We start from the raw sequence: 26837 nt of genomic DNA, 5'->3' as shown, positions 1-26837 counted from the left end.
TCTATTTAATTTATTTTTACTGACGAAGCTGTCAGTAGCTTATTGCACTTCGAGTTGGCTGACCAATCAGTCAGTTCATTCTGCAAACTTATGGGAATGGCTTTTAGAAAAATTTTATCATTTTTAAGTTTCTTCTATAAGCCAAAAAATAGGAAGGTCCACTCCCTAGCCTATTTTTCTAAAATAATTCACAAAAATTCCGGAGCCCTAAAATTTCCTGATTGACCTCTTTCATCTTTCCTCGCGAGAGGTATTCAGAGATTTGGCGCAGAAAAGATAATTTCCCATACCAAGCTACTTTGTCCATAATATCTGAACGAGGACGTACACCTGATGTCATTAACCACAAACTCCAGTTCGTAGGTTTGATATAGTGTGAAAGGACATGAGCCATATCCACCATGGAATCTGATAAAAAGACGGTGTCCCAGTCTACCAGGTAGATTTTACCTGAAGTATCATCGACTAACCAGTTTTTATGATTGACGTCTCCGTGAACCACAACAACTTCATCCTCATGTAATTCAGGGATTTCGCCCCTCATTTCTTCGATGATTTGCGTCAAAAAGTGATTGGTCTGCAAAGCTTCCGTACTTTTTACGCACTCTTCCAAAAGTTGTTTTGGAAAAATAACTTGGCTTCCTAATTTTTTATAGGACTCCACTAATTTTTTTGAATCATGAAGATGGGCCAAGATGTGATTAATCTGCCGATCATCCATATCTTCTGGATTAAGGGTATGCCCATCAATCCAAGGTTGGGCAGACAAGGTATCTCCTTCAGCAGTACGCTTAGTCCATAGAACTTTTGGCGTAATTCCTTCCAGATAAATGCTCGGCAAAAAAGGACTGCCGTTTTTTTTAATAAAAACGCGTTCTTGATCGCTCTTTCCTGAAAAAGCATTCCCTGAACCACCCTTAACAGGGGTCATATCCCAGTTTGCCGTCATCAACCTTGTCTCCTCCTTCCTTTATTGTGAATCATTAATCTGCTTTAAGTTTATGCGTTTGGATAGTGTATTAAAATCGTTTGTGTCAAAATATCTGCATATTGATATGATTCTGTTGTTTTTGGACCACGTGCAGGAATGTTTTCAATTACAAAATGAGTCGCATAAGCTTCAATCAAATTTACTTTATGACGGTTCTCACGTTTACGACCAAATTGGGAAGTAATTTCGATTGTTTCTCCCAAGTGTGCTTTTACTTTGTCACGAATATCAACGATTTTCCCAACTTCTTGACTTTGGTTATCCATTTTTTCCTCCAAATAAGACGTAAAAGTCGGATTTCTCCGAACAATTACATTATAACATTGATTTTTATCTTCGAGCTTATCCTTGTTCACGTTCAGTTTGAGGATGAGCTACCCCTCGGGTAGCGCTCCATTCAGTCAAACTTTAGCTTAACCAAGGACAGAATTAGACAATTACTTGTATTATACCACGAATGACTAGAAAAAATCTACTCACCATATCGACTGTCAATGCTTGCAAATTTATTATGCTCTTTGATAAAGAGCAATTCTACTGTTCCTCGGCTACCCGAACGGTTTTTTTCAATGATGACTTCCACTTTATTATCTTGTAAAATTTCTTCATCATCCTCTTCATCCCCGGTTCCACGATCGTAATAATCATCTCGGTATAAAAAGGCTACAATATCCGCATCTTGTTCAATCGAGCCTGACTCCCGAATATCGGAGAGGACTGGACGTTTATCTTGCCGTTGCTCAACCCCCCGCGAGAGCTGAGAAAGCGCAATAACTGGAACTTTTAATTCTTTAGCTAAAATCTTTAGCTGTCTTGAAATTTCGGAGACTTCTTGTTGACGATTTTCACGTCCAGTACCTGAGATCAACTGCAAATAATCAATCACAATCAGTCCCAGATTTTGAGTTTCCTGTGCTAATTTTCTAGAACGGGCTCGGATTTCTGAGATTTTAATACCAGGTGTATCATCAATATAAATGCTAGCGCGCGACAAAGTACCTGTCGCCATGAAATAATCATTCCACTCTTGATCGTTCAGCTGACCAGTACGTAAGCTATGAGAATCAATGGATCCCTCTGCAGCAATCATCCGACTTACTAAACTTTCAGCCCCCATCTCTAAAGAAAAAATAGCCACTGTTTTATCTTGTTTTGTCCCAATATTTTGTGCAATATTTAGAGCAAAAGCGGTTTTACCGACGGCAGGACGAGCTGCAAGAATAATCAATTCTTCTTCATGTAATCCTGTAGTCATATTATCTAAGGCAGGGTAGCCTGTCGCCACTCCAGTAATGTTTGATTTTTGTTGAGCTCTTTGCTCTAAATCATCCATATGAACCGCTAGGACTTCGGATATTTTTTTAAAGCCATTGGTATTACGGCCTTGTTGAACATCAATTAAACTTTTTTCTGCTTGTGCGAGAATATCATCAGCTGGCGAATCCTGTTCATAAGCTTTTTCAACAGATTCAGTCAAGCGATGAATCAACTGACGAAGTAATGATTTTTCTGCAACAATTTTTGCATAATAAGCAGCGTTAGCAGCGGTTGGTGTAGCTGTTGCTAATTCAGCAATATAGGCAATTCCACCAATTGCTTCTAAATCACCCTGATTTTCCAATTGGGAGCGGATGGTTAAGACATCAATCGCTTCACGTGCATCCGATAATTTTTCCATTGCACGAAAAATTATCTTATGGGCATTCTTATAAAAATCATCAGGCGTAATAAATTCCTTGATTTCAACAAGTCTATCGCTATCCAAAAAAACAGCCCCAAGAACAGCCTGTTCAGCTGCTAAGTCTTGAGGCGGCGCTTTTATTAGATCAATTTCGGGCATTTTAGGCCTCGCTTATTTTCACTTTGATAACTGCTGTCACGTCATGGTGCAGTTTAACAGGTACTTCTTTTGTCCCCAAAGCTTGGATTTTATTGATCAATTGAATTTTACGTTTATCCACAGGAACATTGTATTGAGCTTTGAGAGCTTTTGCGATATCTGATTTATCCACAGCGCCAAAAGTACGTCCTGTTTCTCCCGTTTTCATCTTAATTTCAACAACAACATCTTCTTTTTCTAAAGCATTCTTAAGCATTTTAGCTTCTGCTAAATCTTCTTCTGCTTGACGCTTTTGCGCTTTCTTTTGTGCTTCTACGGCTGCTAGAGACGCACTTGTCGCAGCTTTGGCTTGTTTTTGTTTAATCAAGAAATTAGCAAAACCAGTCGGAACCTCTTTTACTTCTCCCTTTTTTCCACGCCCTTTAACATCTTCTAAAAATACAACTTTCATTTTTCATTCTCTCTTTCTTCAAGCAGTTGAATCAAATCAGCTTCAACTTCATTCATATTTTTTTCATAAATTTGGGTTGCGGCATTGTTAAAATGTCCGCCACCACCCATCTGTTCCATAATGGATTGCACATTAAACCCATTTCGAGAACGTGCTGAGATGGCGATGTAACCATTATTATGCTGTGTGATAGCAAATGACGCAGAAATCCCCGCCATGTCAAGCAGAGTATCTGCTGCTTTAGCAGTTGCGATATTATCATACTTATGTTCGCTTAGGCCAAGCCCTACAGCAATGCCTGGCATTATCAATTTCGAATTTAATACAATTTCATTAGCTTTTTTATATTTCTCAAAATCGGTAGCCATGATCATCTTAATCAAATCATTATCTGCTCCTCGAGAACGTAAATAAGCTGCCGCCTCAAAAGTCCTTGCCGTTGTTGCTTTCGTGAAGTTTTTGGTATCCATCTCAATTCCGGCAAGTACAATACTCGCTTCAATCGTTGACATTTTCCGTTGATTATTATCATGAAACTGCAAGAGCTCAATGGTTAACTCACTTGCTGAGCTTGCCGAAGACTCAATATATGACAGTAATGCGTGCTCTGGGAAATCGTCATCTCTTCTGTGGTGGTCAATGACCACTAATTTTTCAAAGGATTTATAAAAATCAAGATTCAAGGTTTGACTCGTTTTGGAATGGTCAACCATAATAAGTAATGAATCTTTTTTCTTCAATTTCTGAGCAGTTTCTAGTCGAACAATATGAGTAAATCCATCTGACGACTCATTCATTTTTTCAATCGCACGCTGAACATCTGGTAAAAGTTGCTCTGGATCATAAACGACAAAAGCTTCTTTTCCAGACATGTTTGCAAAAGCCTTCATAGCTACTGCAGCTCCTAAAGCATCCATATCCGTAAAGCGGTGACCAACAATAAAAACGTCTTCTGCTTCAGCAATGATGGTCCGCAGGGCGGTGGAAATTGCTCGCGCACGCGTCCTACTTTTTTGAGTACGACTTTCCGAATTTCCGCCAAAGTAAGTCGGACGGGCTTGAGGAGTGTTCTCACGGAGTACTACTTGGTCCCCGCCTCTTACCTGAGCCAACTCTAAGTTATTTAATGCCACTTGACCAATAGTCGGAAAATCATTCCAGCCATAAGCTACACCTACAGACAGGGTTAACGGAATATCTTTTTGAGCTGAATTTTCACGGAATTGTTTAAGCACTTCAAACTTATCGTTAATCATTTTTTCTAAGATACGATAGTCACAGAAAAAATAATGGCGACTACTGTTAATTCGACGTAAATAAACGCCATACTTATCCGCAAATTCTTCAAGAAAAGATGAAATGAAACTGTTAATAGCTGTACGCCCACTGTCAGTAATCAAATCGGTTGCATCATCATAATTATCAACAGAAATCGCACCAATGACGGCACGGCTGTCATTAAATTCAGATTTGAAAGCTACTTCTTTTGTCGCATCAATGAGATAGATAAGATTTTTATCTACATCTAATTCTGCAACATATTTTTGTTTGCCAATTTCAATATATTGATCTTCACTTGCATTTTTTAAAATTCTTTTGATATCTTCACGATCGAGTACTTGATCATTTCCCTTAAATATCATATCAACAAAGGGGTTAAACCATTCAGGCTCAAGCGTTTGATTGTTAAATCTTATCACCCCAATGGGCATGTTATCCAAAGTAGCATTGAGTGAATTCTCGGCCTCATCGTTAATTTTTCTTATAAAATCTTGACGGCGCAATTGATAATTACGAGTTTGTGACAACAAAATAAGTGTTATCGCCACATTCAAGATAAAGAGATAAATCAAGATGGACCAGCGTGTCGCCGAACATATAACGACTACCCCTTCAATAACTTGTACGATAATCATGATGATAATAATAACAAGCGGTGAAAACCGTCGGACAAAATTCATAAATATCACTCCTATACGCCTTCTATTTTATCATAGGGCAGCAAAAACTTAAAGGATCGCTGATTTTCCTAATTCTAGTTCAAAGGCTTAGTTATTTTCCCATCTGTGGTCAATAAGTTGTCAATAAGTTTTTAGCACTGGTCAGTGAGTCCACAAATTGGTCAGCTTTTTCTTGATTCATACCGAAACGGTAATCTTTGATTGCCCACACTGTAGCCCCTGCTGCCTTACCTGCACTTATTCCTTTTTCTGAATCTTCAATGACGAGACTGTCAGTTGCCTTTACTTGTAATTTTTGCATTGCAGACAGGTAAATTTCAGGATTAGGCTTCGTTTCCTTTAAATCATTGCCTGATAAAACAACTTCAAAGTAGGGTTGCAGGCGATGAATACTTAAGACTTGTTGGATATCATTCATGGACGAACTAGAGGCCAAAGCAATCTTAGTCTGTTGTTCTTTTAAGTAGTCCAATATTTCTGTCACATCTGGATAAAGTAAATCAGCATAAGGCATCGGATGTGTCGCTTTATAATATTCATACTCTTTTTGAAGTTGTACCGCCTCACGAGGATTAAATTTTTCTCCTAAAATTCTCGGCCATATCTCACGCATATTTCCGCCAATAAAATCACTTGGAGTCAAATGGGCAATGGAAATATCGTGGCTCCCAAAGAATTCTTCTCGACGTTGTAAATAGTAGCGTTCAGTATCAACTAAAACACCATCCATATCAAATATTACTGCTTTAAATTTCATAGAACCATTATAACATAATGCGAGTTCTAAGGTTTAATTTATTTGTAAGGGACTACATTTCTAGTGCTTTCCATAATTAGTCATAATGGGTTTATTATTGAAAATTATCTGAAAATTAGCTATAATAAGTCAAATTATAGACTCTCATGAAGGAAGGTAATTAAAGTGAAAGTTGCTAAATTTGGGGGTTCTTCACTCGCCTCCGCTGCTCAAATTCGTCGTGTTTTAGAAATCGTACGCGCTGACAAGCGCCGAAAATTTATCATTGTTTCTGCTCCTGGAAAACGTACAAGTGCGGACACCAAAGTTACTGATGCCCTTATTGCTTACTATAAATCTTGTAAAGCTCATGATGAACAGAGTATTGAAAGCTCTCAACAATGGATTATCCAACGCTTTAAGACAATTTACGACGAGCTTGGGCTTACCAGCGACATTCTGTCAACCATTACCCAAAATATCATCGGGCTTGCCACGCTTTCACAATCTAATCCTTTCACTTATGATACTTTTCTTGCCGCTGGTGAAAATAATAACGCTCTTCTCATCGCTGATTATTTCTCTTCTGAAGGGATTCACAGTCGTTATATCCATCCTTCTGATGCTGGGATTTTTGTCTCTTCTGATCCGGGAAATGCTCGCCTCTTACCTGAAGCCAACGAACATATTAAATATCTTAATGAGCTTGATGAGGTCTTAATCATTCCGGGTTTCTTTGGCGTCACAAACGAAAACGAAGTCTGCACTTTCTCGCGTGGAGGCTCTGATATTACTGGTTCCATCATTGCCGCTGGAGTTAAAGCCGAACTTTATGAAAATTTTACAGATGTAGATGGTATATTTGCTGCTCACCCTGGCATAGTCAAAGCTCCCGTTCATGTCAAAGAATTAACTTATCGCGAAATGCGTGAACTTGCCTATTCTGGTTTTTCAGTTTTACACGATGAAGCCTTACTCCCTGTTTTCCGTGCACATGTCCCACTGGTAATAAAGAATACTAATAATCCGACACACCCTGGTACAAAGATCGTTATTTCAAGAGAAACCAAAGGTGCCCCGGTCGTTGGAATTGCTTCTTCAAGTGGCTTTTCATCGCTATACATTAGCAAATATTTGATGAACCGTGAGATAGGTTTTGGTCGCAAAGTCCTCTCGGTGTTGGAAAAACTGGCTATTCGGTTTGAACATATGCCAACGGGAATTGATGATATGTCTATTATCATACGAAGCCGTTATCTCACCCCACCTGTTTCTAAAGCCTTAATCGCTAACTTGACAGAGTCACTCCACCCTGATGAAGCTTATATAAATCGTGATTTTTCTATTATCACACTTGTAGGAGAAGACATGAAAGAACACATTGGGGTGACCGCCAAAGCCACAGCTGCGCTTTCAAAAAAAGGCATCAATATTGCCATGTTATCCCAAGGTTCTAGCGAAGTTTCAGTTATGTTTATTGTTAAAGAAAAAGATGAAAGAGAAGCTTTACGTGCTATTTATTCTGCTTTCTTTGACTAGAATAAAAAAAGCCCTTAAGGGCTTTTTTATTTGCACCTAAACTCCAACTAAACGTGTTGTTCAGACTGAGCTTGCACTTTTTGACCCGCAAAATTATTTAGCAGGTCTGGAACATCAATCCCCATTGTACCTAGCACATCAAGTCCTTGTTTGAGACTTTCTTGTGACATGCCAAGAATTTTAGAGGAACCCTCTCCACCATAGATGTTAATGGAATCAACAGCTTGAAGATTGCTAGACACACTGGCAACAACTTGAGGCAATACTTCGAGTGCCATGTTTAATTTTGCTGCGTCATTCATTTTTTGCATGGCTTCTGCTTTCTTCTCAATTGCTTCGGCCTCGGCTAATCCTTTTAGCCGGATTGCTTCTGCTTCAGCCTTACCAGTTGCTTCAATAGCTGAGGCCTCGGCTTGTGCTTTGACTTCACGTTCACGTGCGTCCGCTTCTGCTTTAGCGATTTGGGCGGCTTTTGCGGCTTCTGCGGCTTTTACAATATTAGCTTCATTTTCTTGCGCTTGGCGTAAAACTTCTTGGGTTTCAAGATCTGTTTCCCGTTGTTTCTTAATTAACTCAACTTGCATCTCTGCTTCAGTGGTTTCTTTTTTAGAAATTGCTTCTTGAATCGCATAAGCTTGGTCAGCAGAGGCTTGAGCCTGATCAGCCTTCGCTTTAGATTCGGCTGTCGCAATGGCTTGTTCTTGTTCATATTGCGCCAGATTAATTGCTTTTTCTTTTTGAGCATTTGCCACTTGGGTTGCTGCTAGAGCTTCTGCTTTTTGGGCATCTTGATCAGCTGCAGCTTTTTGAATACGTGTTTCTTTATCCGCATTCGCTACTGCTATAGCTGCTTCTTGTTGCACTCGTGCTACTTCTTTTGCTCCGAGGGCCTTGATATAATTTTGATCATCACGTATATCATTAATTACAAAAGAAACAATTGATAAGCCCATTTTTGACAAATCTGTTCCCGCTTGGTCTTGGACCTCTGACGAGAATTTGTTACGGTCTTCAATCAATTCCGAGACCGTCATTGTCCCGACGATTGCTCGAAGATGACCTCGTAAAACTTGATCGGCCATACCATCACGTTGTTCATCTTTTTTACCCAGAAATTGTTCTGCAGCTGTCGCAATATCTTGAAGCGTTGAACCTACTTTTATCATCGCAGTAGCTTCGACTGTAACTGGAATCTTATCTTTAGAGAGCACTTTTTCAGTTTTGATATCAATCGCAGCAGACTGCAGACTCAGGTAACGGGCATTTTGAAAAATAGGTAAAACAAACGTTCCAGAACCCCGTACCACTTTTAATTTATTCCCTTGCGAATCTTTATTGACTCCTTTTTTCCCTAAACCTGAGCCGTAAACGATTAATGCATCTTGTGGTCCTGATTTTTTATAATTTGCCGCTATAATTCCTAACAGCAAAACAATAACAACTATTATTGCAATAATAAGTATATAGAGTATGGGCATCGTGACTCCTTTTTGACCGATTTTGCTTTCCCTTAATGAGATAGCTATGAAATGAGCGTCTGTTGATAAGGAATCACATAGGCAATTCCTAATTTAGTTTCAATAATAAGTACCTCCGTTCCTTTTGCTATAGAATGAACACTTCCTTGAGAGGAATGAAAAATCTTGGCTGGCATTGTTTTTCTAGATTCATTGACAAAATTGGTTACTACCTCACCTGTCGCCTCTGTTGAGAGGATCGCTGTCGTAAGTATCCCTGTTAGCAACTCTTTTTCATCAGCTTGATAACGCTGATCTGAGAACTTATTGAAAAGTGCCATTCCCGGTAATGATAGGATGGTCAGTAGGATAAATAAAAAGATAAATACCAGCATGATAACAATAAAAATCATTTTCACTCCAATCTCAAAAAGCGCTTTCATGCTTTTTTATTAATATAGCACTTTCGCCTTAAAATGTAAATATGTTTACGACTATTTTTTGGAGATTTCTTTTATTTCGTTTGTTTTTTCAATGCAACACGTTGTTGACGTTCGAGTTCTTTTTTAATTCGTTCCTCTGGTGCATATTTTTCTTCCCAATCATCAGGTTTGAGGACTTTATGCGTCACGGGGTCAAAATGGGGGCGTCCATCAGGGAATATTTTCCCCATGTTTGCTCGATGTACAGTATTAAAGATTTCATAGGGGTCTACCCCCGCGAGCACCAGCGAACCATAAGTGAAATAAAGCAAGTCGACCATAGCGTCTACTTCTCCCGTTAACATGTCTTCTTTATGTGCTTTGCGCTCTACTTTTTTTACTGCTTTTTCTATATCCAAATGCAAGCTTTCCACTTGTTTAGAAAATCTTTCTTTGTCACCTTGCGCGCTAGCATAGAGAAACTCGACAATCTCTTCTACTTTGAAACCTGCACGGAAACTGGCTTCCAAAGGAGGAAAGGCACGAGGTATTTCTTGCGTTTTTCCATCCATCAAGCGATGGAATTCTTTAACTTTATTAAAGTTTGGATCTTTAGAGGTAAAATCTTTCTCTGCAGAGTAGCTGATCAAACCGTAATAGGCCAATGCTTTAGCTATTCCGTCCTGATTGTTAGTATCTGTGACATAGGTGGCGATTTTTTGGATTTCAGAATCAGCATTTCCCATGGCAATCCCATATCCTACACCAGTGAGCATACTCACATCGTTTTCTGAATCACCAAAACACATGACCTGATTCAGCTCAAAATTAAATTTTTCACCTAAACGACGGATGCCTGGTAATTTTCCGATCCCTTGGGGGATTAAGTCGACTGAGTAGGGATTGCTACGGGTCACTAAAAGTTCAGGAAAAGCTTTTTGAATCCGAGAAGTTTCATCTTTGGTGGCAACCATCATGGCTTGATAAACTGCTTCTTCTTCATCATCAGCCAAATCTTCATTTTGAGGGAGCACACGACGGACGATGTGCTTAAAACTATTACGAGCTACACCAGAAGTGCTCGAAGGTAAAAGCCCTGATAGAAAGCCTGCTATACGCGTTTCTCCAAATTTCAACAGTCCCGAACCATTAACGCCATGCGCTGTTCCAAGCGAAATATCCGAATGGTTCTGTGTTGCATAAGTCATTAATTTTTTTAATGTTTTGCGCTCAAGCGGATTATCAAAAATGACCTCCTTGGGTGTAAAAATATACTGACCATTATACGTTACCGCAAAATCAAGGTCTAAATCTTCTAATAACGGCATTGCAAAGGCTGGACCACGTCCAGTTGCAATTCCAATAAAAATCCCTTTTTTGCGGAGTTCTTGGATTGCCTTTCTTGTACTGCTAGCTACTCCGCGTGTCGAGGTAAATAAAGTGCCATCTAAATCAAAAAATACTGCTTTAATATCCATAATCCATCTTTTCTTAATTCTTTGTGAAGTTTTTTTCTTAGTTTAGTTAAATTATACCCTAATTTTCCGTCTATTTCATGGTTCACGAGTTCTTTTCTGGACAAATTTTTGTTATAATTTTTATGCACGTTTTACCCACACAGAATCAATATTCTATGTAAAATTATTATAAAAAGGAGGGAGAAATGAAAAAAATATTAATTCTCCACACCGGTGGTACAATTTCTATGGCCGAAGATGCACAAGGTCATGTTTCCCCAAATGAGAGCAATCCAATGAGTGCTGTAAATATGCAGCTTGATGAAGTCGAATTGGTTACAGAAGATATCTTTAATCTCCCAAGTCCACATATTACTTTAAGTGATATGTTAGTTCTAAAAAATCGACTCAAAAAAGCTTTTCTCACAGAGAGCTTTGACGGTGCCGTTATCACGCATGGTACAGACACTCTTGAAGAAACTGCTTTCTTTCTTGACACCACCCTTGAACGGGGGAAACCCATCGTGATGACTGGTGCGATGCGCTCAAGCAATGAATTAGGTACTGATGGTATTTATAATTTTTTGTCAGCAATCCGTGTCGCAGCTGATGAGCACTCCCATGACCGAGGAGTCCTTGTTGTAATGAATGATGAGATTCACTCAGCACGGTATGTCACAAAGACCCATACAACAAATGTGTCAACCTTCCAAACACCTACCCACGGACCACTTGGCCTACTTACGAAAAATAAAATCATCTACTTTCATAATGACAGTGAAAATCAACATCTCGATGTTCACTCTGTACATGGCAATGTCCCTATTGTCAAGGCCTTTGCAGGCATGTCCGGGCAAATTTTAGATTTACTCGATTTAGATAAATTGGATGGTATCGTCATTGAGGCGCTTGGCGCAGGCAATTTACCTCCTATCGCCAGTCAATCCTTACAACGCCTCTTAGATGCGGGTGTTCCTGTCGTCCTCGTTTCCCGTTGCTTTAATGGAATTGCTGAGCCTGTCTACGCTTATCAAGGCGGGGGTTCTCAACTCTATGATGCTGGCGTAATGTTTGCTGATGAAGTAAATTCTCAAAAAGCCCGTTTGAAATTGATTATTGGCTTGAACGCAGGGTTAGAGACCCCTTCACAATTACGTAGTTTCATGGAAAACTAAAAAATTTACTGACCAAGCGGTCAGTAAATTTTTGTTTATTGTGCGCTATTATGCGGTTTAATTCTGAGCACCTAGATTTTGTTGCAGCTCCTGCCAGATTTGCTCATTTTCTTCAAGGGAGTAGGAGTTAGCCCCTGAGGCAAGGGCATGTCCTCCGCCATCATGTCGCTTCGCAATTTCATTGATTGGAACAACTTTTGAGCGCATCCGTACTCGGAAATGCCCATCTGCTTGTTCAACAAAAATTGCCCAAGATTCAATGCCACGAATATTTCCTGGAACTCCAACGATACTTGATGTTTCTGCATCACGTAAGTCAAATTTTCTTAAGATTTCTTGAGTCAAAAGGACACGCGCAGCACCTGTGGGAGAAACTTCCATCTGTTCATAAACATAACCTTGTAAACGGGCCACCTTCATGTCAAAAGATGACATTTCCCGTCCCAAAGCCGACCGATCAAAGTCATAAGTGGCCAATTGGGCTGCTATCTTCAATGTGTTAGGTGAGGTTGCTGGATAAAGAAAGCGGCCCGTGTCTCCAATGATTCCCGCATAAAGTAGGCGTGCCGCTTCAGCGTTAAGCAAAAGCCCCGTACTGAATGCAAATTCAGCAATGATTTCGGAAGCTGAACTTCTGTCAGGCTCTACCAACAGTAAGTCCCCATAAGCATCATCATTAGGGTGATGATCAATTTTAATGACGAAATCAGCTTGTTGGTAACGCTCGTCGTCAATTCGTGGAGTATTTGCCGTATCGCAAACAATACTGAGGTATTTTTCATTTTTTTCAAGTTCTACTTGATCCATTTCTGTCAAGTAAGTCAAAGTTGGTTCATCATAGCCTACTGCATAAATTCGCTTGTTCGGGAAATTTTCCCGGAGAATAGCCCGTAGACCGGCTTGCGAACCTAAAGCATCGGGATCCGGATTTTTATGACGATGGATAAGGATTAAATCATAAGCTTCAATTTTTTTTAAAATTTCGTTCATTTTTCACTTTCACTTTTCATATTTATTGTTACTGATGCGCCTGTCAGTAACTTGCACATCAATTTTGCTCACGTCAGCTGAACATTTACTAAAACTTTAGCGATAATATGGTTAACATGATAAATCTCACAGTCTATCATCGCACCAATACGGGTCTCCCCGATTACTTTTGGATAAATTTCAAGTACATTATCAATACCAGCTGCCCCCAGCATATGCATATCAATTGATTCAATAATAATATTTCGTTTGCGTCGCTTACTAAAGACGCGATGGACCACATGGCTAATCAACTCAGAAAAAACGCCAGTAGCCACAGTCCCCACACTATTAATCATAAAGGGTTCGATAGTTATTGTATAAGCCGTTCCCTTTTCTGCCAATCCATCTGCGATATTGTCACTGAACGTGTGCGCCACTTGACTCTCTTCTTGAGCTTTTTGAAGACTTTGTAAGACATCTGACTTGGTAATAATCCCAGCATAAGTATGATTTTCATAGACCACGGGCATCATATCATACCCTTCATAAATCATCTTTTGAGAAACGCTTGCCACAGTCATATTTGCTTTAGCGACATTTGCTCGCGTCATCACCTTATTTAACAAGGTATCATTTTTTCTATTTGTCACATCACGCATCGCAACCACACCGACTACGACATTGTAACGATTAACGACCGCAAAACGGCTATCATTTGTTTTTTTCACAAGATCTAAGAAATCTTTAACCGTATTTTCCTCACGTAACGTTGCTCGTTTTTGATGGAACACATCGCCCACTGTAATCACATCTTTTTTGATGAGCTCATTTGAAAGGGCGTGACTAATCCGGTTGGCGACTGTAAAGGTGTCGTAACTTGTGCGCATGAGTGGTATGCCCAACTCATTCGCATAGTCAATCACCTCCTGATTGACCTCAAAACCACCAGTGACCAGGACAGCATTCCGTTCTCGCAAAGCCAAGCTTTGGATTTCTTTTCGATCACCGACGATAACTAAACCATTGGGAGAGAGATAACGTTTGAAAGAAGCACGTTCCATGGCACTAATGATAAAACGACTAAACTCAACCTCTAATCCTTCTAACCCTCCTAACACCTCCGCGTTCGCCACCTCGGTAATCTTGCCAAAGGTCAGCCGATGGGCGATTTTTTGCCCTTTAGCTGCAACACGAACAGTTCCAGAACGATCATTTACGGCAACTAAACCTTGATTTTCTGCTTCTTTTATCGCTCGATAAGCGGTACCATCAGCTACTTTCATGCGATTGGCGATTCCACGGACACTGACCTGCCGTCCGATTTCCAATCCTTCAATATAATTTAATATTTCCTCATGTTTTGACATCGTTCTAATGCGCTCTTTTCACTAACTTTTCTTGAGACCAGTTCGCAGATGAGGCTTCATATTTTTCAAAGTCCCGAATCTTCCCTGTATAAGGGCTTGCTGCTTTAAAATTCCCCATCAACTGGTAACCAACTTTTTGCGCCACTCTTTTAGAGGGAGCGTTGGTTTGATCAATTTTCAGTGTCACGTTTTTTAAACCAAATTCTTCTAAACTAAATGCTGTGAGCGTGGCTAAAGCTTCCGTTAAATAACCTTGATTCCAGTAAGCTTGATTAAGAACATAACCTATCTCTGCACATTGTTTTTTCTCAGAAAGGGAGACAAAGTGAATGTCTCCTATTAGTTTATTTTCTTTTTTCAACTGAATTGCCCATTTTCCTAATGGGGCCTTCATAAGTTCAGTTGCAAGGATATACTGCGTCTCTTCTAAAGAAAAATGGGGAGCAAAGACGTATTGGAGATTTTCTGGTTGACTCGTATACTCATACATTGCTTTTGCATCCTCAAACCTGAAAGGACGTAAAAGAAGCCTTGACGTCTCGAGTTCTGTAAAAGCTGCAAGTTTGACAATAATATTCATCGAATCTATCTTTCTACTCATCTGTGTCTCATTATACCAAATTCTTGCCTAAAACCACTACCACAAGTTAAAAGAAAAGAGTCTCTTTTATCTGACAAGCTCTTGCCTGTGTTATAATTCTTAGTGGTATTATAAAAATGAACTATAAGAAAATAAAATTAAACTTAGAAAATCCGTTGTCTTTTTGGTCTCACTTCTCAGGTGATGAGCGTTTCTATTGGTATGATCGTCAGAAAGAACAACTCATTATTGGTGCAGAACGCTTATGCGCCGTTAAAAATCAAACCAACGAATATCCCTATCTCTTTCACACACAGTCCTTTTTTGAAGGAGAAATGAGAGCACCTTGGCAAAACATGGGAGGCGAAACTCTTGCTTTCAAGCACTATTACGTTAAAACAAATCATGAATCCCTTTATCTCACCTGTACTGAGCCGGTCACTATTGAACCTAAAAAAGTATTAGAAGTGACTCATTCCCTCACACAAAAGGAAGATGATTTTGAAGAGTGGGCCAGACTCTTTAATCAGATTCAAGAAAGTTTTAAAGCGGGAGAAAGTCAAAAAATCGTAGCTTCACGGGAAATTGACTTCACTTCTTCACAAGATTTTTGCATAGAAAGCATTCTTCACAAACTTAGTAAGAATAATCCAAATTGCTTTATTTTTGCCTACCAAAAAGGAGAAAAGACCTTTCTAGGTGCCTCACCAGAGGTCTTAGTCCAAAAAGCCGATGATGAGATTTTAAGCTATGCCTTAGCTGGCACCATCTCCAAAACGGAAATCAATGCCGCTGAGCGTTTACTTAATGACCCGAAAAACCAATTTGAACATCATATTGTGATTGATAAAATAAAAGCTCAACTTCTCAAAAAGACATCACAAGTAACAGTTGAGGAGACAGGACTCATGGAACTAAAAAATGTTTATCACCTGAGAACCCTCCTGCATGCTAAGGATCATAGCACCTCACTTACTGAATGGGGAGTGCACCTTCATCCTACGCCAGCATTGGGCGGAGAGCCAAGTGACTATGCGCTCAATTTCTTACGCCACCATGAGCATCACGAACGTGGACTGTATGCCGCCCCGTTAGGGATTATTGACGGCCAGGGCAACGGAACCCTCGTAGTGGGGATCCGTTCAGCGTTGATTGAGGGAAAAACTTTACGTGCGTATGTTGGATGTGGAATTGTTCCTTACTCTGATGTTCGTGACGAGTTTAATGAAACCAAAGTCAAGTTAAAAACAATTTTAGAAGCTTTATAATAGATTAGAAAAGGATGTCCTTCATGACCAATGAATATTTAGCCCCTTTTGTTGATGAGTTGTTCAGACTAGGGGTCCGAGAAGCAGTGTTTAGTCCTGGTTCACGCTCTACAGCTTTAGCTATGCTTTTTGAAGAGTACAAAAAATACGACACCTATGTCAATATTGACGAGCGATCCGCCGCGTTTTTTGCTCTAGGTATTGCTAAAGCTCAACAACGCCCTGTCGTACTCGTTTGTACCTCGGGTTCTGCCGCAGCACACCATTTCCCAGCTGTGACTGAAGCAAAAATGAGTCGGATCCCCCTGATTATTTTAACCGCTGATCGTCCTAGCGAATTACAATTCGTGGGAGCGCCACAGACCGTTGATCAAACGCGTTTTTTTGGTACCTTCGTCAACCATTTCGAGACGTTGGAGGCTCCCCAAGAAACCCACTACTGGACCTATCCACGAAAAGTTGCACAACGGGCAGTACTAGCAGCGATTGACCATCTTGCAGGGCCTGTCCAGATCAATATCCCCTTACGGGATCCTTTAGTTCCTGCCTTACTTCCTGAAAATTATACTTATGGACGTAGTAGCCATCCTTTTCAGATAGCTCGAGGAAGGATGAGTGCTAGCATTAATCCTACGCTTATCGGGGAGCGCACACTTATTTTGGCTGGTCCAAATATTGAGACCTCTGCTCATGAAGCACTGCTCCAGCTTTCTGAAAAGCTTAACGCTCCTTTATTGGCGGATCCACTATCCAACATGAGAAATTACGACCACCCCCATATTATGGATAGCTATGATGCTTTTTTGAGTAATGTTCAACTGAAAAAAGAATTGAAACCTGATCTTATCTTTTTATTTGGTCAGATGAATGTTTCAAAGCGGCTCCAACAGTTCATTGCCCTTCATGAAGATGTTCCTTTTATCCAAGTAGATCCTGCACTTGATTATCGTAACCCTTCGCAGACCACTTCTTATATGGTTCAAAGTGACATTAAAAATTTTGTAACCTCTTTAACTCTTACAAATGCTCAGACTGATTACCTAGGCAGATGGCAAGCCGTCCAACATAAGATGCGACAACAACTTGATTTGGTGGCAGCAGAAAACCAACCATTTGAAGGACATTTTGTGCAGAAGTTGCAAGCCTTAATGCCTGAAAACGCTCAGTTGCTCGTTTCTAATAGTATGGAAATTCGTGATGTGGATTATTGGTGGAAAAAAGAGGATTCTGAGGTAACCCTTTATGGCAATCGTGGGGTAAATGGGATTGATGGGACCGAATCAACAGCACTTGGTTTATCAACTACTGGGCGTCCTACCGTTCTTCTTACAGGAGATTTATCCATGCTCCATGACCTGAATGGTCTGATTATTGGGAAAACCCATAAGCTCAATCTAACCATTGTTTTATTTAACAATGATGGAGGAGGAATTTTTCATCATTTGGCCCAAAAAGGTGTTCCTCATTTTGACTATCTCTTCTCTACTCCTCATGGACTTGACTTTGCTGGTTTAGCCCCTTTAACTGGTCTTGATTACCACGAAATTAAAGGTGATTTAGACTTTGAGAAATGTTTGATTCAATCAGTGAATACACCAGGTATGCACGTCCTTGAGATCAAGACTAATAAATCGTTAAGCCTTGCGCTTCATCAAAAATATACTGAATATGAAATTTGAAAGACGTACCCTTAGTATAGAAGGGATCAACTATGCTGTGCGTATTCACGGAAAAGGCAAGCCTCTTATCGCGTTGCATGGTTTCTCCGAATCCGCAGAAACTTGGGATTTATTGGACTTACCGGGCTATCAGATATTCGCAATCGATCTTTTGGGGCATGGTCAAACAGATAAGCCCAGAGCACGAGAGCCCTATCGGATTTCCCCCCTCCTTCACGCGCTCGATTTGCTGATTAAAGCACTTATTGGTGATCAATCCTTTGTTTTACTCGGTTATTCGATGGGAGGAAGGCTCGCCTTACGCTATTGTCTTACTTATCCACAAGCTTCGGTAAGCAGTTTAATCTTGGAATCGACAGGTCCTGGCCTAAATAGTGCCAAAGAACGTGACGATCGTCGCAAAGCTGATGAAAAATTAGCTGAAAACATCATGAAAAAAGGGCCAATCTGGTTCGCTGATTTTTGGGGAAATCTTGGACTTTTCAGCTCACAGAAGCACCTTTCTGAGTCCCTCCAAGCTCAAATATGGCAACGACGTGCGTCGAACTCACCTCACGCTTTAGCAAATACCTTAGCCGGTACAGGGCAAGGTGAACTCACTTCAGTGGCCGACCAAATCGATATCCTCCCGTACAAGCTTCTCTATCTCTCAGGTGATTTGGATAAAAAATATACACAATTAGGTGCAGAAGTTTTCGCCCCTTGTCAAAATGTTCAAGTCATCACGGTACCGGATTGTGGTCATAACATCCATTTAGAAAACATTGCTCTTTATAACCACATTGTAAGGGAATTTTTAACGGGCCACTGAGCCTTTATGATATAATGAAAAAATACGATTGATTGAGGGGTGTGACCTATTGAGGACAAAATCTTAGTGGTGCCAATAATTAATTTATCCCGCCAATAAGCCCTCTTTAGCACTGACAGCTCGGTCAGTTCTACTTTGAAACAAGCCTTTCTTTCTGTCTTGTTTCACTAATTAACTATTGATGAGCCTGTTTTATTTCAAGCTCTGTTTAAAGGAGAATCATGTCAAAATTTAACTGGGTTGCTCTCAACCGTAACTACGAAGATATTATTTATGAAACTTATGATGGCATTGCTAAAATTACCATCAATCGTCCTGAAGTTCGCAATGCTTTCCGCCCTAAAACCGTCGTTGAAATGATTGATGCTTTTAGTGTCGCTCGTGATGATACCAATGTCGGCGTGATTATTTTGACTGGTGCCAATCATGGAAAAGGTGAAGATAAAGAAGCCTTTTGTTCTGGTGGTGACCAAAAAGTACGTGGAAATGGTGGCTATGTTGGTGAAGACCAAATTCCTCGTTTGAACGTTTTAGATTTGCAACATTTGATTCGGATTACACCAAAACCTGTCATTGCTATGGTAAATGGTTTTGCCATTGGTGGAGGTCACGTTTTACATATCGTTTGTGATTTGACAATTGCTTCTGAAAACGCAAAATTTGGTCAAACTGGTCCGCGTGTTGGTTCTTTTGATGCGGGTTATGGTGCTGGTTTACTTGCTGCTATGGTTGGGCAAAAGAAAGCCCGTGAAATCTGGTTCCTCTGCCGTCAATATACTGCCCAAGAAGCAATGGACATGGGAATGGTTAATACTGTTGTTCCATTTGACCGTCTTGAAGAAGAAACCGTTCAATGGGCCCAAGAAATGCTTGCCCTCTCACCAATGGCGCTTCGTATGCTCAAAGGTTCAATGAATGCTGCAACTGACGGACTTGCTGGACTGCAACAATTTGCAGGAGATGCAACACTTATGTTCTATACCACGGATGAAGCCAAAGAAGGACGCGATGCTTTCAAGGAAAAACGCAAACCTGATTTTGACCAATTTCCAAAATTCCCATAAAAATTTCCCAAATTGCTGACAAAGCGTCTTTTTGACGCTTTTTGTGATTTAAAAGTTACTGACAGGATTTCCGTCAGTAAAAAATACACAGAAAGGAGAAAATTGAGTTCGCTCACAGCTTAAATAATGAAATGGTTAAAAAAACAGGCGGAACTTTATCCCCAAAAACACTTTTTAAATGACTCTACTTTTGCCCAAATCAATCAGGAAGTCAATAAGATGGCTGAACATTTGGCTCCTCTTATTGACAATCAATCACGGGTTGCCCTCCTTTCAGAAAACTCTGTTGAAATGGCCGTCGTTTTGTTTGCCTTGCTCGGTTTGTCAAAAGAAGTTCTTCTTTTGAATACACATCTAACCACATACGAACTGGCTGAGCAAGTCAATGAACTCGAGATTGAGACAGTCTTCACATCGGATTCACTGACAGAAAAAATTGCTGACAGCATTTCTTTTTCGGAAATTTGGACTAGTAACCCTTCCCCTGTAAGTCTGTCAGCAGATTTTCCTGATGAAAAAATTGCCGTCATCATGAACACTTCCGCCACTACCGGAAAATTTAAATCTGTCCCTATTACTTGGGGCATGATTTCAAATCACGTCAAAGCCTCAAAGGAAACGCTTGGTGCTTATGACAATGATAATTGGCTGGTCATCTTACCCATGTTTCACGTCTCCGGACTTTCCATTATCATGCGTACTTTATATAATGCAACATCAGCGACCATTGTTGATAAATTTGATGAAAACCAACTTCTTGAAATGATCAATTCTGGGAAAATCAACATGATTTCACTCGTTCCCACCCTCCTTACAAGAATTGCTGACAAATTATCTGCCAATAACTTACGTTTAATTCTACTTGGTGGTGAATTTATTCCCCAACCTTTAATCAAAAAATGCCAAGAATTAGGGCTTCCTATTTACAAAACTTATGGCATGACTGAAAGTTTTTCACAATCTGTCACTTTTAATATTTTAGATTTCCCTGATAAAATAAGCTCTGTCGGGCGACCTTTACCAGGTGTTGAAATTGAGATTCGTCAAGCTGACCTTGCTGGCGTTGGTGAAATTTGGTTAAAATCTCCGATGTTGATGAAAGCTTACCTCGGCCAAAAGCCTTACGGCACTGCTTTTGAAACTGGCGATATCGGTTACCTTGATGCGGACGGTTTTCTCTATCTGCTCAATCGCAGAAAAGATATCATTATTTCTGGCGGTGAAAATATTTACCCCAAAGAAATCGAAGATTTAGTTTATTCTCTTCCTGAAATCAAGGAATGTGCCCTTGTTGCTAAGCCAGATGCCAAGTGGGGACAAGTGCCAATTCTCTTCGTTTCAGGCAATATTTCCCAAGAAAAATTAGAAAACTTTCTCACTGAAAAACTGGCAAAATACAAACGACCCCAATCCATCACTTTCATGAATAAATTGCCCAAAAATGCGTCTGGAAAAATCTTGAGAAAAGAGCTTAAAGGATGAGAATTGAAAAAATTACAATGTTTCATGTTCAACTCCCTATGAAATTTAATTTTAAGACCGCCAAAGGTTCCTTAAATCTCCGCGATACAATTATTATAAAAGTTGAAAGTCCTAACGGACTTTCGGGATTTGGTGAAGTTGTTGCTTTCACGACTCCTTTTTATACTTCAGAAACTTTTGCTGATGCTTGGAAAATTTTGGAAGAAACTTACCTGCCAGAAATTTTGCAAAAAGACTTCTCACACCCTTTTGAGATCCATAAATTTTTTAGAAAGCCCTTACCGATGGCACTGGCTGGACTAGAAAATGCCCTTCTAGATTTATATTTTAAAGAAAAAAATGAAAATTTGATTACTGGACTTTTCCAAGAAAAATTAGCTGATAAAATCCCACGTGGTGCGGTGCTTGGACAAATGTCTGATGCGCAAACCATTAAGGAAATTGACCAACTTATTAACAGTGGCGTCAAAAGAATTAAATTAAAAATTAGTCCACAAATTGGGACTGACTTGATTAAAAAGCTGGTAAAAAGATATCCACAAATTACATTTGCTCTTGATGCCAATCGAAGTTTTCAACTGACAGACTGGCCAGTCATCAAAGCGCTAGACGAACTTGGTCTGGCTTGTATCGAAGAACCTTTTGCTATCAAAGATTTATCCGAATTAAAATTACTGACAGAGCTGTCAGTGAACTTTTCAACGCCCCTTTGCTTTGACGAATCCGTTCAAGATTTAGAAAGTCTAAAAATACTGACAGAACTTCCTTTTCAAACGATGCTCAATGTAAAAATAGGTCGTTTAGGTGGACTTTATCAAACGCAAAAAGCCATCGAATTTTGCAGACAGCATCAGATTGGCTTTTGGATTGGCAGTATGGTTGAGTCTGGCATCTCAAAAATACTCCATGTCCAACTCGCCGCGCTTTCTGGAAATGCGATGGCCGGTGATTTATCCGATTCTAAGCATTATTTTGACCAAGACCTCATTCAACCAGAAATTGCCTTTCCAAACGGTTGGATGACCGTCCCGACTGGCGCTGGCATCGGTCTGTCCGTTAATGAAGTCGCGCTAGATCGCTACACTGTAAATAAATTGAGCTTGACCTCCTTGAAATGAACGAAAAAAAGAAAAAACTGGAACCTGCACAAGTGCAGAACCACATTTTTCCTATTTTTTCATCATTTCATGACAGTCGGTCTCACATCTTATTAAGGAGATTTTCCAATGAACATGATTGACCAACTCAATATCACAGATTTTCAGCTTTTTACTGACGAGAATGCTGACAGTTCTGTCAGTAACAGCTATAAGTTCTCAAGTAAAATGATCCTCAGTGCTTTTCATGCTCAACCGCACGGCTTTTTAAATGGAGTTGCAAGTCTTGCCCTCGCTGAAATCACAGCTGGTATGGCCAGTAATACCATCGGCTCTGGTCAATATTTTGCCCTTGGTCAAAGCGTAAATGCCAATCATCTCAACCCCAAAAAATGCGAAGGTTTCGTAAATGCCCGCGGTCTTCTGCTCAAAAATGGCAAACGTAACCACGTTTGGGAAATCAAAATCACTGATGAAAATGAAAAGCTCATCTCTCAAATCACGGTGGTCAATGCCCTTGTGCCTATAAAAAAACTCTGACAGATCTGTCAGAGCTTTTTTAACCATAATTATTTATTCATCTTAAATTATTTATTCATCTTATTTTAAGAATTCTTTGATTACTTCTTTATAAAACTCAATACATTTTAGATAAATCTCTTTATTAACGTACTCATCTACCATGTGGCTTGTATTGTTACCCGGACCTACAACAGCTACTTGCAGGTTAGGATTTCCTTTTAAGAATGTAGCTGCATCTGTACCACCTGCCACAGCTCTAAGGGGGTAATCTTGCATCAAATATTTTTCTCCTAATTCTTTTACAAGTTTTATAAAGGAGGAGTTGGGATCACTTTTAACAGGAAGCTTATTATTTATTACCTCTAGCTCCAAACGGGTCCCATGCTTTTTATTTAATTCTTCAATAATAGCTTCTAAGTCACGAGTTATTATATCAGCATTATGCGTTGGTGTAGTCCTTATGCGCCCTGTTAAACTTGCTGTCGCAGGTACGGAGTTTATTTGATCCCCACCATCTATCAATGTCGTTACGGGAATAATCTTACCTAAAGTATCATCCACTAATTTAGTGTTTTGAAAATATTCTTCTTGCTTATTATAAAACATAATCAAATTATTTATTGCATTAATGCCCAAGTGAGGCATTGAACTATGGGCTGTCTTGCCAGTTGAAGTAACTTTGTAATCGTAAGAGCCATTATGCGCATAAATCAAAAAATGTTGTTCTTGAGTTTTATTATCATTCAATAATTTTTGTATTTTTTCATCTGGAAGAGGAAGACTTCCAATATTATTTTCTATCTCTTTTTTATTAACACCAGAGGGCTCCGCAACGATAAGAGCATCTAAATCTTCAACTTCTCCTAATTCGACAAATTTTTCTGCTCCCGATTCATTTTTTTCTTCATCTACTGTTGCTAAGAACTTGATTTGTCCATTAAATTTTTCACCCGACTCTTTCAGTTCAATCATCGCTATAGCAAGCGCAGCAAGCCCACTCTTCATATCAGACGTCCCACGTCCAAAAAGATTTCCATTTTTTTCATACAAATCAAATGGATCATGTGTCCAGCTATTTTTTTCACCTATACTTACCACGTCCATGTGTCCCGTGAGCCCTAGTACTTTTTCACCTTCTCCAAAGGAAGCAATAAGATTATCCCTCCCTGGACTAACTTCTATATTACGAGCATCAATACCATACTTCTTAAATAATTGGGCAAGGTAATCAGCAACCTTTTTTTCGTCTTTATCTTGTGTATCTATAGCTACAATATCTTTAAAAATATTTAGTTTTTGCTCTGTTTTCATTTCTATCTCCTTTAACATTATGTGTTATTCTGATTGCTTTAATTTTTTTATACCGCCTCTTTTACTGATAATGTTTGGGTTATTATTACTCAGGCTATATAATATTTATATATTTTTGGTATCGCTTATTAAAATACATATAAATTTCTGAGGGACTTAGTTTTTTTTGAATATCAAGAAAGAATTTTATTTTTTCCCTCCCTTCATCTTTATTCAAAAAATGATAAATCCAAACTCCTTTTGTACCATAAAGTAACATTCTCAAGAACATTCTGTCTTCTGTCAGCTTTTGCTTTTCCATATATTTTATTATTTTTAGTGAATCGCTTTTATAACCACGATAAGCTAATACATTCGAAGCTCTGCACAAAGCTAAAACAATCTCTCTATTAAATATCCTAGATTCACAAATTCCATTACTATTTTTCTTGAAATTATCATAGATCTTTAAAATTTCATTATTATCCAAAAAGTCCATGATAATATAATAAATGTACAGTTCGGCATGGCCCCAAGTCTGTGCATCGAATAAAAAAGTAGTCGTTCGGCTTATATCTTGAACTTCTTGCCTACCTAATATAATCTTTATTGCTGAATAAACAACCCTATATTGTTGTTGCTCACTAATAGTTAGAAGTTCTTCCAACTTTTTCCTATCATCTTTGAAATACGCTTCCTCAGCTTCTTCTAATAATAAAACAGTATCTGCCGTTATATAGTTGTTCAGATAATTATCAAACTGTGCTAAACCACTTCCCATTCTTTGCAGTGCTGAGTCCACTTTTTCCAAACTCATCATCGTTTTCCCACACTCGAAATCTGACAGTGTGGATTTGGGAATACCAATTGAGGTAAAATCAGAAATAGCAAAGCCCTGTTGCTTGCGAATTCTTTTGAATACTTCACCATACTTTTTATAAACCATTTTAAGTGCCTCATTCTAAAAGGATAGAGAATTAATGTTATATTCATTATAATACATTGTTTAACAAGGGAAAAGATTTTTGTCCGTTGTTCCGTTATATCGGACGCTCGATACGCCATCTCCTAAAAAAGTCGTCAAAGAGGCAATCGAAAGGAGATGCAGCTCTCAGTATTTTAAGATTAACCATCTTATTTGCGTACATATTCTCTATCCTCTTAAATAAAAAAGGCTCCCTTTCAAAATAGCCTTCATTTTATAACTAAATGATCTTCCACCTGAGGAGTTTCAAGCGAGATTATAATAGATTTGTTTTATTTAGAAACAAAAAAAAGAGCACATAAGCCCCATACTTAGTGCTGCTACCGTCAGGTCCTGACACGCTTCGTAAGAAACTTATTGCTCCGAAAACTATTATAACACAATTTATTTTTTTCGTCTATTTTTAAAGAAATCTTGCATGATTTTTGCACACTCGTCTTCTAAAATCCCCGATTCTACTTGGACGCGATGGTTCAGTCGCTTGTCTTCTAAAATCTGATAGAGACTGACTGTTCCTCCAAATTTAGGATTTGTCGCCCCGAAGTAGACTTGTGGAATCCGCGCCAACCCAATTGCTCCGACACACATGACACAAGGTTCAATGGTGACAAAGAGGGCGCAATCAAGGAGTCGCCAATTTCCCACTGCCTGATTTGCTGCTTCAATCGCACAAACTTCAGCGTGATGGGTCGCCCGACCATCAAGCTCTCGCCTATTGAAATCACGCGCAATAATTTCGCCGTCTTTAACAATGACAACTCCAATAGGAACCTCCTCATTTTCAGCTGCTTTCTGCGCTTCTTTGAGTGCTTCTTCCATAAAAAATTCTTTTTCTTCTTCTGTAAAAACTTGCATCATTAGAGCTGCCATTTTTTATGCGGAACTGCTAAATCAGTAATGACAGTATCTCCCGCTGCTTCTTTTGCTTCCGTCAGTAAAATATCCAAATCACCAAATTGTGGCAGATGCGTCAAAATTAATTTTTTAACCTTTGCCTCCTTAGCAATTTGACCGGCTTCAATGGATGATAAGTGATTAGGCATTTTTGCTTTGTCCTTAAAGAAATAAACATCAGCAAGAAGAAGGTCAGCCGCTTTGGCAAAGTCAGTCAATTCATCAAAATAGCCAGTATCTCCAGTATAAATCAAAACTTGTCCCGTTCTGCGTTCAACAATGCGCATGGCATAATTCACCACAGGATGAACTGTTTTTAGAAAAGTAATATCAAAAGGACCAACTTTTGTTCCATTTTCGACATCATAAAGATGACCTTCAGAAACCTTATCCAAAGTTAGTTTAGAAAATTCATATTCATTTTCCCCATGGCCATAAATAGGCAACATCATGCCATCCCAACCATCTTGACCCAATGGATAAAGCTGACGATATTGGCGCAGAGCCCCCAAATCTGCAATATGGTCTTCATGATAATGACTCAAAATAACTCCATCAAGTTGAGTTGGTTGCAATTCATGTTCAAGTTCTGTCACCGCGCGTGAACCACAATCTAAAAGCAGGTTAAAACCTGATTCTGATTGTAAAAGATAAGAGGTTGTTCCGGCATCGCGCGTAGGATATCCGCCCCAAACACCTAGTGCTGTTAATTTCATATTTTTTCTCGCTTTCTTTATTTTTGCTTAAGTCTATTATAACAAAGCAAAGCTCATTTCGCTTATGCGCCATTTAATCTT

Annotated in this window: 25 protein-coding genes and 1 other RNA gene; 9 read left to right on the top strand and 17 right to left on the bottom strand. The window is 39.3% G+C overall.

Annotation, left to right across the window (positions count from 1 at the left end; translation table 11 throughout):
* Nucleotides 1-178 precede the first annotated feature (178 nt).
* The 6 genes from JKP71_RS00295 to JKP71_RS00270 form a co-directional block, all read right to left on the bottom strand.
* On the bottom strand, nucleotides 179-952 hold the full coding sequence (locus tag JKP71_RS00295) for a phosphotransferase family protein (RefSeq protein WP_200406606.1): 774 nt from the start codon (nucleotides 950-952) through the stop codon (nucleotides 179-181).
* A gap of 47 nt (nucleotides 953-999) precedes the next feature.
* Nucleotides 1000-1257 carry a Veg family protein gene (locus JKP71_RS00290; protein WP_075525060.1) on the bottom strand — a complete coding sequence of 86 codons (258 nt, stop codon included), beginning with the start codon at nucleotides 1255-1257 and terminating at the stop codon, nucleotides 1000-1002.
* 206 nt (nucleotides 1258-1463) lie between these two features.
* Nucleotides 1464-2831 carry a replicative DNA helicase gene (dnaB, locus tag JKP71_RS00285; RefSeq protein ID WP_075525061.1) on the bottom strand — a complete coding sequence of 456 codons (1368 nt, stop codon included), beginning with the start codon at nucleotides 2829-2831 and terminating at the stop codon, nucleotides 1464-1466.
* Between the two features lies 1 nt (nucleotide 2832).
* The gene (rplI, locus tag JKP71_RS00280; RefSeq protein WP_075525062.1) at nucleotides 2833-3282 is read right to left on the bottom strand and encodes a 50S ribosomal protein L9; all 450 of its coding nucleotides are present in this window, start codon (nucleotides 3280-3282) and stop codon (nucleotides 2833-2835) included.
* Nucleotides 3279-5243: a DHH family phosphoesterase gene (locus JKP71_RS00275; protein ID WP_075525063.1), complete on the bottom strand. Its 1965-nt coding sequence runs from the start codon at nucleotides 5241-5243 to the stop codon at nucleotides 3279-3281. The genes rplI and JKP71_RS00275 overlap by 4 nt, the downstream gene beginning before the upstream one ends.
* 109 nt (nucleotides 5244-5352) lie before the next feature.
* Complete coding sequence (locus JKP71_RS00270; protein ID WP_200406605.1) at nucleotides 5353-6000, bottom strand: HAD family hydrolase; 648 nt, start codon at nucleotides 5998-6000, stop codon at nucleotides 5353-5355.
* Between the two features lie 165 nt (nucleotides 6001-6165).
* Here JKP71_RS00270 and JKP71_RS00265 point away from each other — a divergent pair, with 165 nt between their 5' ends.
* On the top strand, nucleotides 6166-7518 hold the full coding sequence (locus JKP71_RS00265) for an aspartate kinase (protein WP_200406604.1): 1353 nt from the start codon (nucleotides 6166-6168) through the stop codon (nucleotides 7516-7518).
* 47 nt (nucleotides 7519-7565) lie between these two features.
* Here the strand turns inward: JKP71_RS00265 and JKP71_RS00260 are convergent, their stop codons facing one another.
* The 3 genes from JKP71_RS00260 to JKP71_RS00250 form a co-directional block, all read right to left on the bottom strand.
* Nucleotides 7566-8996 (bottom strand): flotillin family protein, encoded by a 1431-nt coding sequence (locus JKP71_RS00260; RefSeq protein WP_075525066.1) that lies wholly within the window; start codon nucleotides 8994-8996, stop codon nucleotides 7566-7568.
* Between the two features lie 44 nt (nucleotides 8997-9040).
* Nucleotides 9041-9388: a hypothetical protein gene (locus JKP71_RS00255; RefSeq protein WP_075525111.1), complete on the bottom strand. Its 348-nt coding sequence runs from the start codon at nucleotides 9386-9388 to the stop codon at nucleotides 9041-9043.
* Nucleotides 9389-9489: 101 nt separating this feature from the next.
* A complete protein-coding gene (locus JKP71_RS00250) occupies nucleotides 9490-10875 on the bottom strand; it encodes a Cof-type HAD-IIB family hydrolase (protein WP_200406603.1) in 1386 nt (461 codons plus the stop codon).
* A 185-nt stretch (nucleotides 10876-11060) separates the two neighbouring features.
* On the opposite strand from JKP71_RS00250, the gene JKP71_RS00245 reads away from it, so the two are divergent.
* A complete protein-coding gene (locus JKP71_RS00245; RefSeq protein WP_200406602.1) occupies nucleotides 11061-12029 on the top strand; it encodes an asparaginase in 969 nt (322 codons plus the stop codon).
* Nucleotides 12030-12086: 57 nt separating this feature from the next.
* Here JKP71_RS00245 and JKP71_RS00240 read toward each other — a convergent pair whose 3' ends face one another.
* The 3 genes from JKP71_RS00240 to JKP71_RS00230 form a co-directional block, all read right to left on the bottom strand.
* A complete protein-coding gene (locus JKP71_RS00240; RefSeq protein ID WP_200406601.1) occupies nucleotides 12087-13019 on the bottom strand; it encodes a DHH family phosphoesterase in 933 nt (310 codons plus the stop codon).
* A 68-nt stretch (nucleotides 13020-13087) separates the two neighbouring features.
* Nucleotides 13088-14368, bottom strand: a complete 1281-nt coding sequence (locus JKP71_RS00235; protein ID WP_075525070.1) for a DRTGG domain-containing protein — start codon at nucleotides 14366-14368, stop codon at nucleotides 13088-13090.
* 4 nt (nucleotides 14369-14372) lie between these two features.
* Nucleotides 14373-14948 (bottom strand): GNAT family N-acetyltransferase, encoded by a 576-nt coding sequence (locus JKP71_RS00230; RefSeq protein WP_200406881.1) that lies wholly within the window; start codon nucleotides 14946-14948, stop codon nucleotides 14373-14375.
* Between the two features lie 137 nt (nucleotides 14949-15085).
* On the opposite strand from JKP71_RS00230, the gene JKP71_RS00225 reads away from it, so the two are divergent.
* The 7 genes from JKP71_RS00225 (at nucleotide 15086) to JKP71_RS00195 (ending at nucleotide 22889) form a co-directional block, all read left to right on the top strand.
* Nucleotides 15086-16216, top strand: a complete 1131-nt coding sequence (locus JKP71_RS00225) for an isochorismate synthase (RefSeq protein WP_200406600.1) — start codon at nucleotides 15086-15088, stop codon at nucleotides 16214-16216.
* 23 nt (nucleotides 16217-16239) lie between these two features.
* Nucleotides 16240-17895 carry a 2-succinyl-5-enolpyruvyl-6-hydroxy-3-cyclohexene-1-carboxylic-acid synthase gene (menD, locus tag JKP71_RS00220; protein WP_200406599.1) on the top strand — a complete coding sequence of 552 codons (1656 nt, stop codon included), beginning with the start codon at nucleotides 16240-16242 and terminating at the stop codon, nucleotides 17893-17895.
* Nucleotides 17885-18706, top strand: coding sequence for a 2-succinyl-6-hydroxy-2,4-cyclohexadiene-1-carboxylate synthase (gene menH / locus JKP71_RS00215; RefSeq protein ID WP_200406598.1), 822 nt, complete (start codon nucleotides 17885-17887; stop codon nucleotides 18704-18706). Before menD ends, menH begins: the two co-directional genes overlap by 11 nt.
* Before the next feature lie 221 nt (nucleotides 18707-18927).
* Complete coding sequence (menB, locus tag JKP71_RS00210; RefSeq protein WP_003132444.1) at nucleotides 18928-19770, top strand: 1,4-dihydroxy-2-naphthoyl-CoA synthase; 843 nt, start codon at nucleotides 18928-18930, stop codon at nucleotides 19768-19770.
* Between the two features lie 126 nt (nucleotides 19771-19896).
* Nucleotides 19897-21252, top strand: a complete 1356-nt coding sequence (gene menE, locus JKP71_RS00205; RefSeq protein WP_200406597.1) for an o-succinylbenzoate--CoA ligase — start codon at nucleotides 19897-19899, stop codon at nucleotides 21250-21252.
* Complete coding sequence (menC, locus tag JKP71_RS00200) at nucleotides 21249-22370, top strand: o-succinylbenzoate synthase (protein ID WP_200406596.1); 1122 nt, start codon at nucleotides 21249-21251, stop codon at nucleotides 22368-22370. Before menE ends, menC begins: the two co-directional genes overlap by 4 nt.
* Before the next feature lie 108 nt (nucleotides 22371-22478).
* A complete protein-coding gene (locus JKP71_RS00195; protein WP_200406595.1) occupies nucleotides 22479-22889 on the top strand; it encodes a PaaI family thioesterase in 411 nt (136 codons plus the stop codon).
* Nucleotides 22890-22949: 60 nt separating this feature from the next.
* On the opposite strand, the gene JKP71_RS00190 is transcribed toward JKP71_RS00195, so the two are convergent.
* From JKP71_RS00190 to JKP71_RS00170, 5 genes are all read right to left on the bottom strand, one after another.
* On the bottom strand, nucleotides 22950-24182 hold the full coding sequence (locus JKP71_RS00190; protein ID WP_200406594.1) for a M20/M25/M40 family metallo-hydrolase: 1233 nt from the start codon (nucleotides 24180-24182) through the stop codon (nucleotides 22950-22952).
* A gap of 94 nt (nucleotides 24183-24276) precedes the next feature.
* Nucleotides 24277-25107 carry an Rgg/GadR/MutR family transcriptional regulator gene (locus JKP71_RS00185; protein WP_200406593.1) on the bottom strand — a complete coding sequence of 277 codons (831 nt, stop codon included), beginning with the start codon at nucleotides 25105-25107 and terminating at the stop codon, nucleotides 24277-24279.
* Nucleotides 25108-25429: 322 nt separating this feature from the next.
* Nucleotides 25430-25515, bottom strand: an RNA gene (gene ffs, locus JKP71_RS00180) — signal recognition particle sRNA small type.
* Nucleotides 25516-25530: 15 nt separating this feature from the next.
* The gene (gene tadA, locus JKP71_RS00175; protein WP_234446088.1) at nucleotides 25531-26016 is read right to left on the bottom strand and encodes a tRNA adenosine(34) deaminase TadA; all 486 of its coding nucleotides are present in this window, start codon (nucleotides 26014-26016) and stop codon (nucleotides 25531-25533) included.
* Nucleotides 26004-26756, bottom strand: a complete 753-nt coding sequence (locus tag JKP71_RS00170) for an MBL fold metallo-hydrolase (RefSeq protein WP_200406592.1) — start codon at nucleotides 26754-26756, stop codon at nucleotides 26004-26006. Before JKP71_RS00170 ends, tadA begins: the two co-directional genes overlap by 13 nt.
* Nucleotides 26757-26837 lie beyond the last annotated feature (81 nt).

The sequence above is a fragment of the Lactococcus taiwanensis genome (assembly GCF_014905395.1).
GTDB classification, from domain to species: domain Bacteria; phylum Bacillota; class Bacilli; order Lactobacillales; family Streptococcaceae; genus Lactococcus; species Lactococcus taiwanensis.
Note: the sequence above shows the minus strand (reverse complement) of the source record. Positions and strands in the feature narration are given on the sequence as shown.

What these genes read in the sequence shown, in the direction of transcription:
- JKP71_RS00235 (WP_075525070.1), bottom strand. Translation starts at nt 14,368, where the DNA reads ATGTCAAAACATGAGGAAATATTAAATTATATTGAAGGATTGGAAATC.
- JKP71_RS00230 (WP_200406881.1), bottom strand. Translation starts at nt 14,948, where the DNA reads ATGAATATTATTGTCAAACTTGCAGCTTTTACAGAACTCGAGACGTCA.
- JKP71_RS00170 (WP_200406592.1), bottom strand. Translation starts at nt 26,756, where the DNA reads ATGAAATTAACAGCACTAGGTGTTTGGGGCGGATATCCTACGCGCGAT.
- JKP71_RS00260 (WP_075525066.1), bottom strand. Translation starts at nt 8,996, where the DNA reads ATGCCCATACTCTATATACTTATTATTGCAATAATAGTTGTTATTGTT.
- JKP71_RS00190 (WP_200406594.1), bottom strand. Translation starts at nt 24,182, where the DNA reads ATGAAAACAGAGCAAAAACTAAATATTTTTAAAGATATTGTAGCTATA.
- menH (WP_200406598.1), top strand. Translation starts at nt 17,885, where the DNA reads ATGAAATTTGAAAGACGTACCCTTAGTATAGAAGGGATCAACTATGCT.
- JKP71_RS00270 (WP_200406605.1), bottom strand. Translation starts at nt 6,000, where the DNA reads ATGAAATTTAAAGCAGTAATATTTGATATGGATGGTGTTTTAGTTGAT.
- dnaB (WP_075525061.1), bottom strand. Translation starts at nt 2,831, where the DNA reads ATGCCCGAAATTGATCTAATAAAAGCGCCGCCTCAAGACTTAGCAGCT.
- menD (WP_200406599.1), top strand. Translation starts at nt 16,240, where the DNA reads ATGACCAATGAATATTTAGCCCCTTTTGTTGATGAGTTGTTCAGACTA.
- JKP71_RS00290 (WP_075525060.1), bottom strand. Translation starts at nt 1,257, where the DNA reads ATGGATAACCAAAGTCAAGAAGTTGGGAAAATCGTTGATATTCGTGAC.
- menE (WP_200406597.1), top strand. Translation starts at nt 19,897, where the DNA reads ATGAAATGGTTAAAAAAACAGGCGGAACTTTATCCCCAAAAACACTTT.
- JKP71_RS00255 (WP_075525111.1), bottom strand. Translation starts at nt 9,388, where the DNA reads ATGATTTTTATTGTTATCATGCTGGTATTTATCTTTTTATTTATCCTA.
- JKP71_RS00240 (WP_200406601.1), bottom strand. Translation starts at nt 13,019, where the DNA reads ATGAACGAAATTTTAAAAAAAATTGAAGCTTATGATTTAATCCTTATC.
- rplI (WP_075525062.1), bottom strand. Translation starts at nt 3,282, where the DNA reads ATGAAAGTTGTATTTTTAGAAGATGTTAAAGGGCGTGGAAAAAAGGGA.
- JKP71_RS00275 (WP_075525063.1), bottom strand. Translation starts at nt 5,243, where the DNA reads ATGAATTTTGTCCGACGGTTTTCACCGCTTGTTATTATTATCATCATG.
- tadA (WP_234446088.1), bottom strand. Translation starts at nt 26,016, where the DNA reads ATGGCAGCTCTAATGATGCAAGTTTTTACAGAAGAAGAAAAAGAATTT.
- JKP71_RS00225 (WP_200406600.1), top strand. Translation starts at nt 15,086, where the DNA reads ATGAACTATAAGAAAATAAAATTAAACTTAGAAAATCCGTTGTCTTTT.
- JKP71_RS00195 (WP_200406595.1), top strand. Translation starts at nt 22,479, where the DNA reads ATGAACATGATTGACCAACTCAATATCACAGATTTTCAGCTTTTTACT.
- JKP71_RS00250 (WP_200406603.1), bottom strand. Translation starts at nt 10,875, where the DNA reads ATGGATATTAAAGCAGTATTTTTTGATTTAGATGGCACTTTATTTACC.
- menC (WP_200406596.1), top strand. Translation starts at nt 21,249, where the DNA reads ATGAGAATTGAAAAAATTACAATGTTTCATGTTCAACTCCCTATGAAA.
- JKP71_RS00245 (WP_200406602.1), top strand. Translation starts at nt 11,061, where the DNA reads ATGAAAAAAATATTAATTCTCCACACCGGTGGTACAATTTCTATGGCC.
- JKP71_RS00185 (WP_200406593.1), bottom strand. Translation starts at nt 25,107, where the DNA reads ATGGTTTATAAAAAGTATGGTGAAGTATTCAAAAGAATTCGCAAGCAA.
- menB (WP_003132444.1), top strand. Translation starts at nt 18,928, where the DNA reads ATGTCAAAATTTAACTGGGTTGCTCTCAACCGTAACTACGAAGATATT.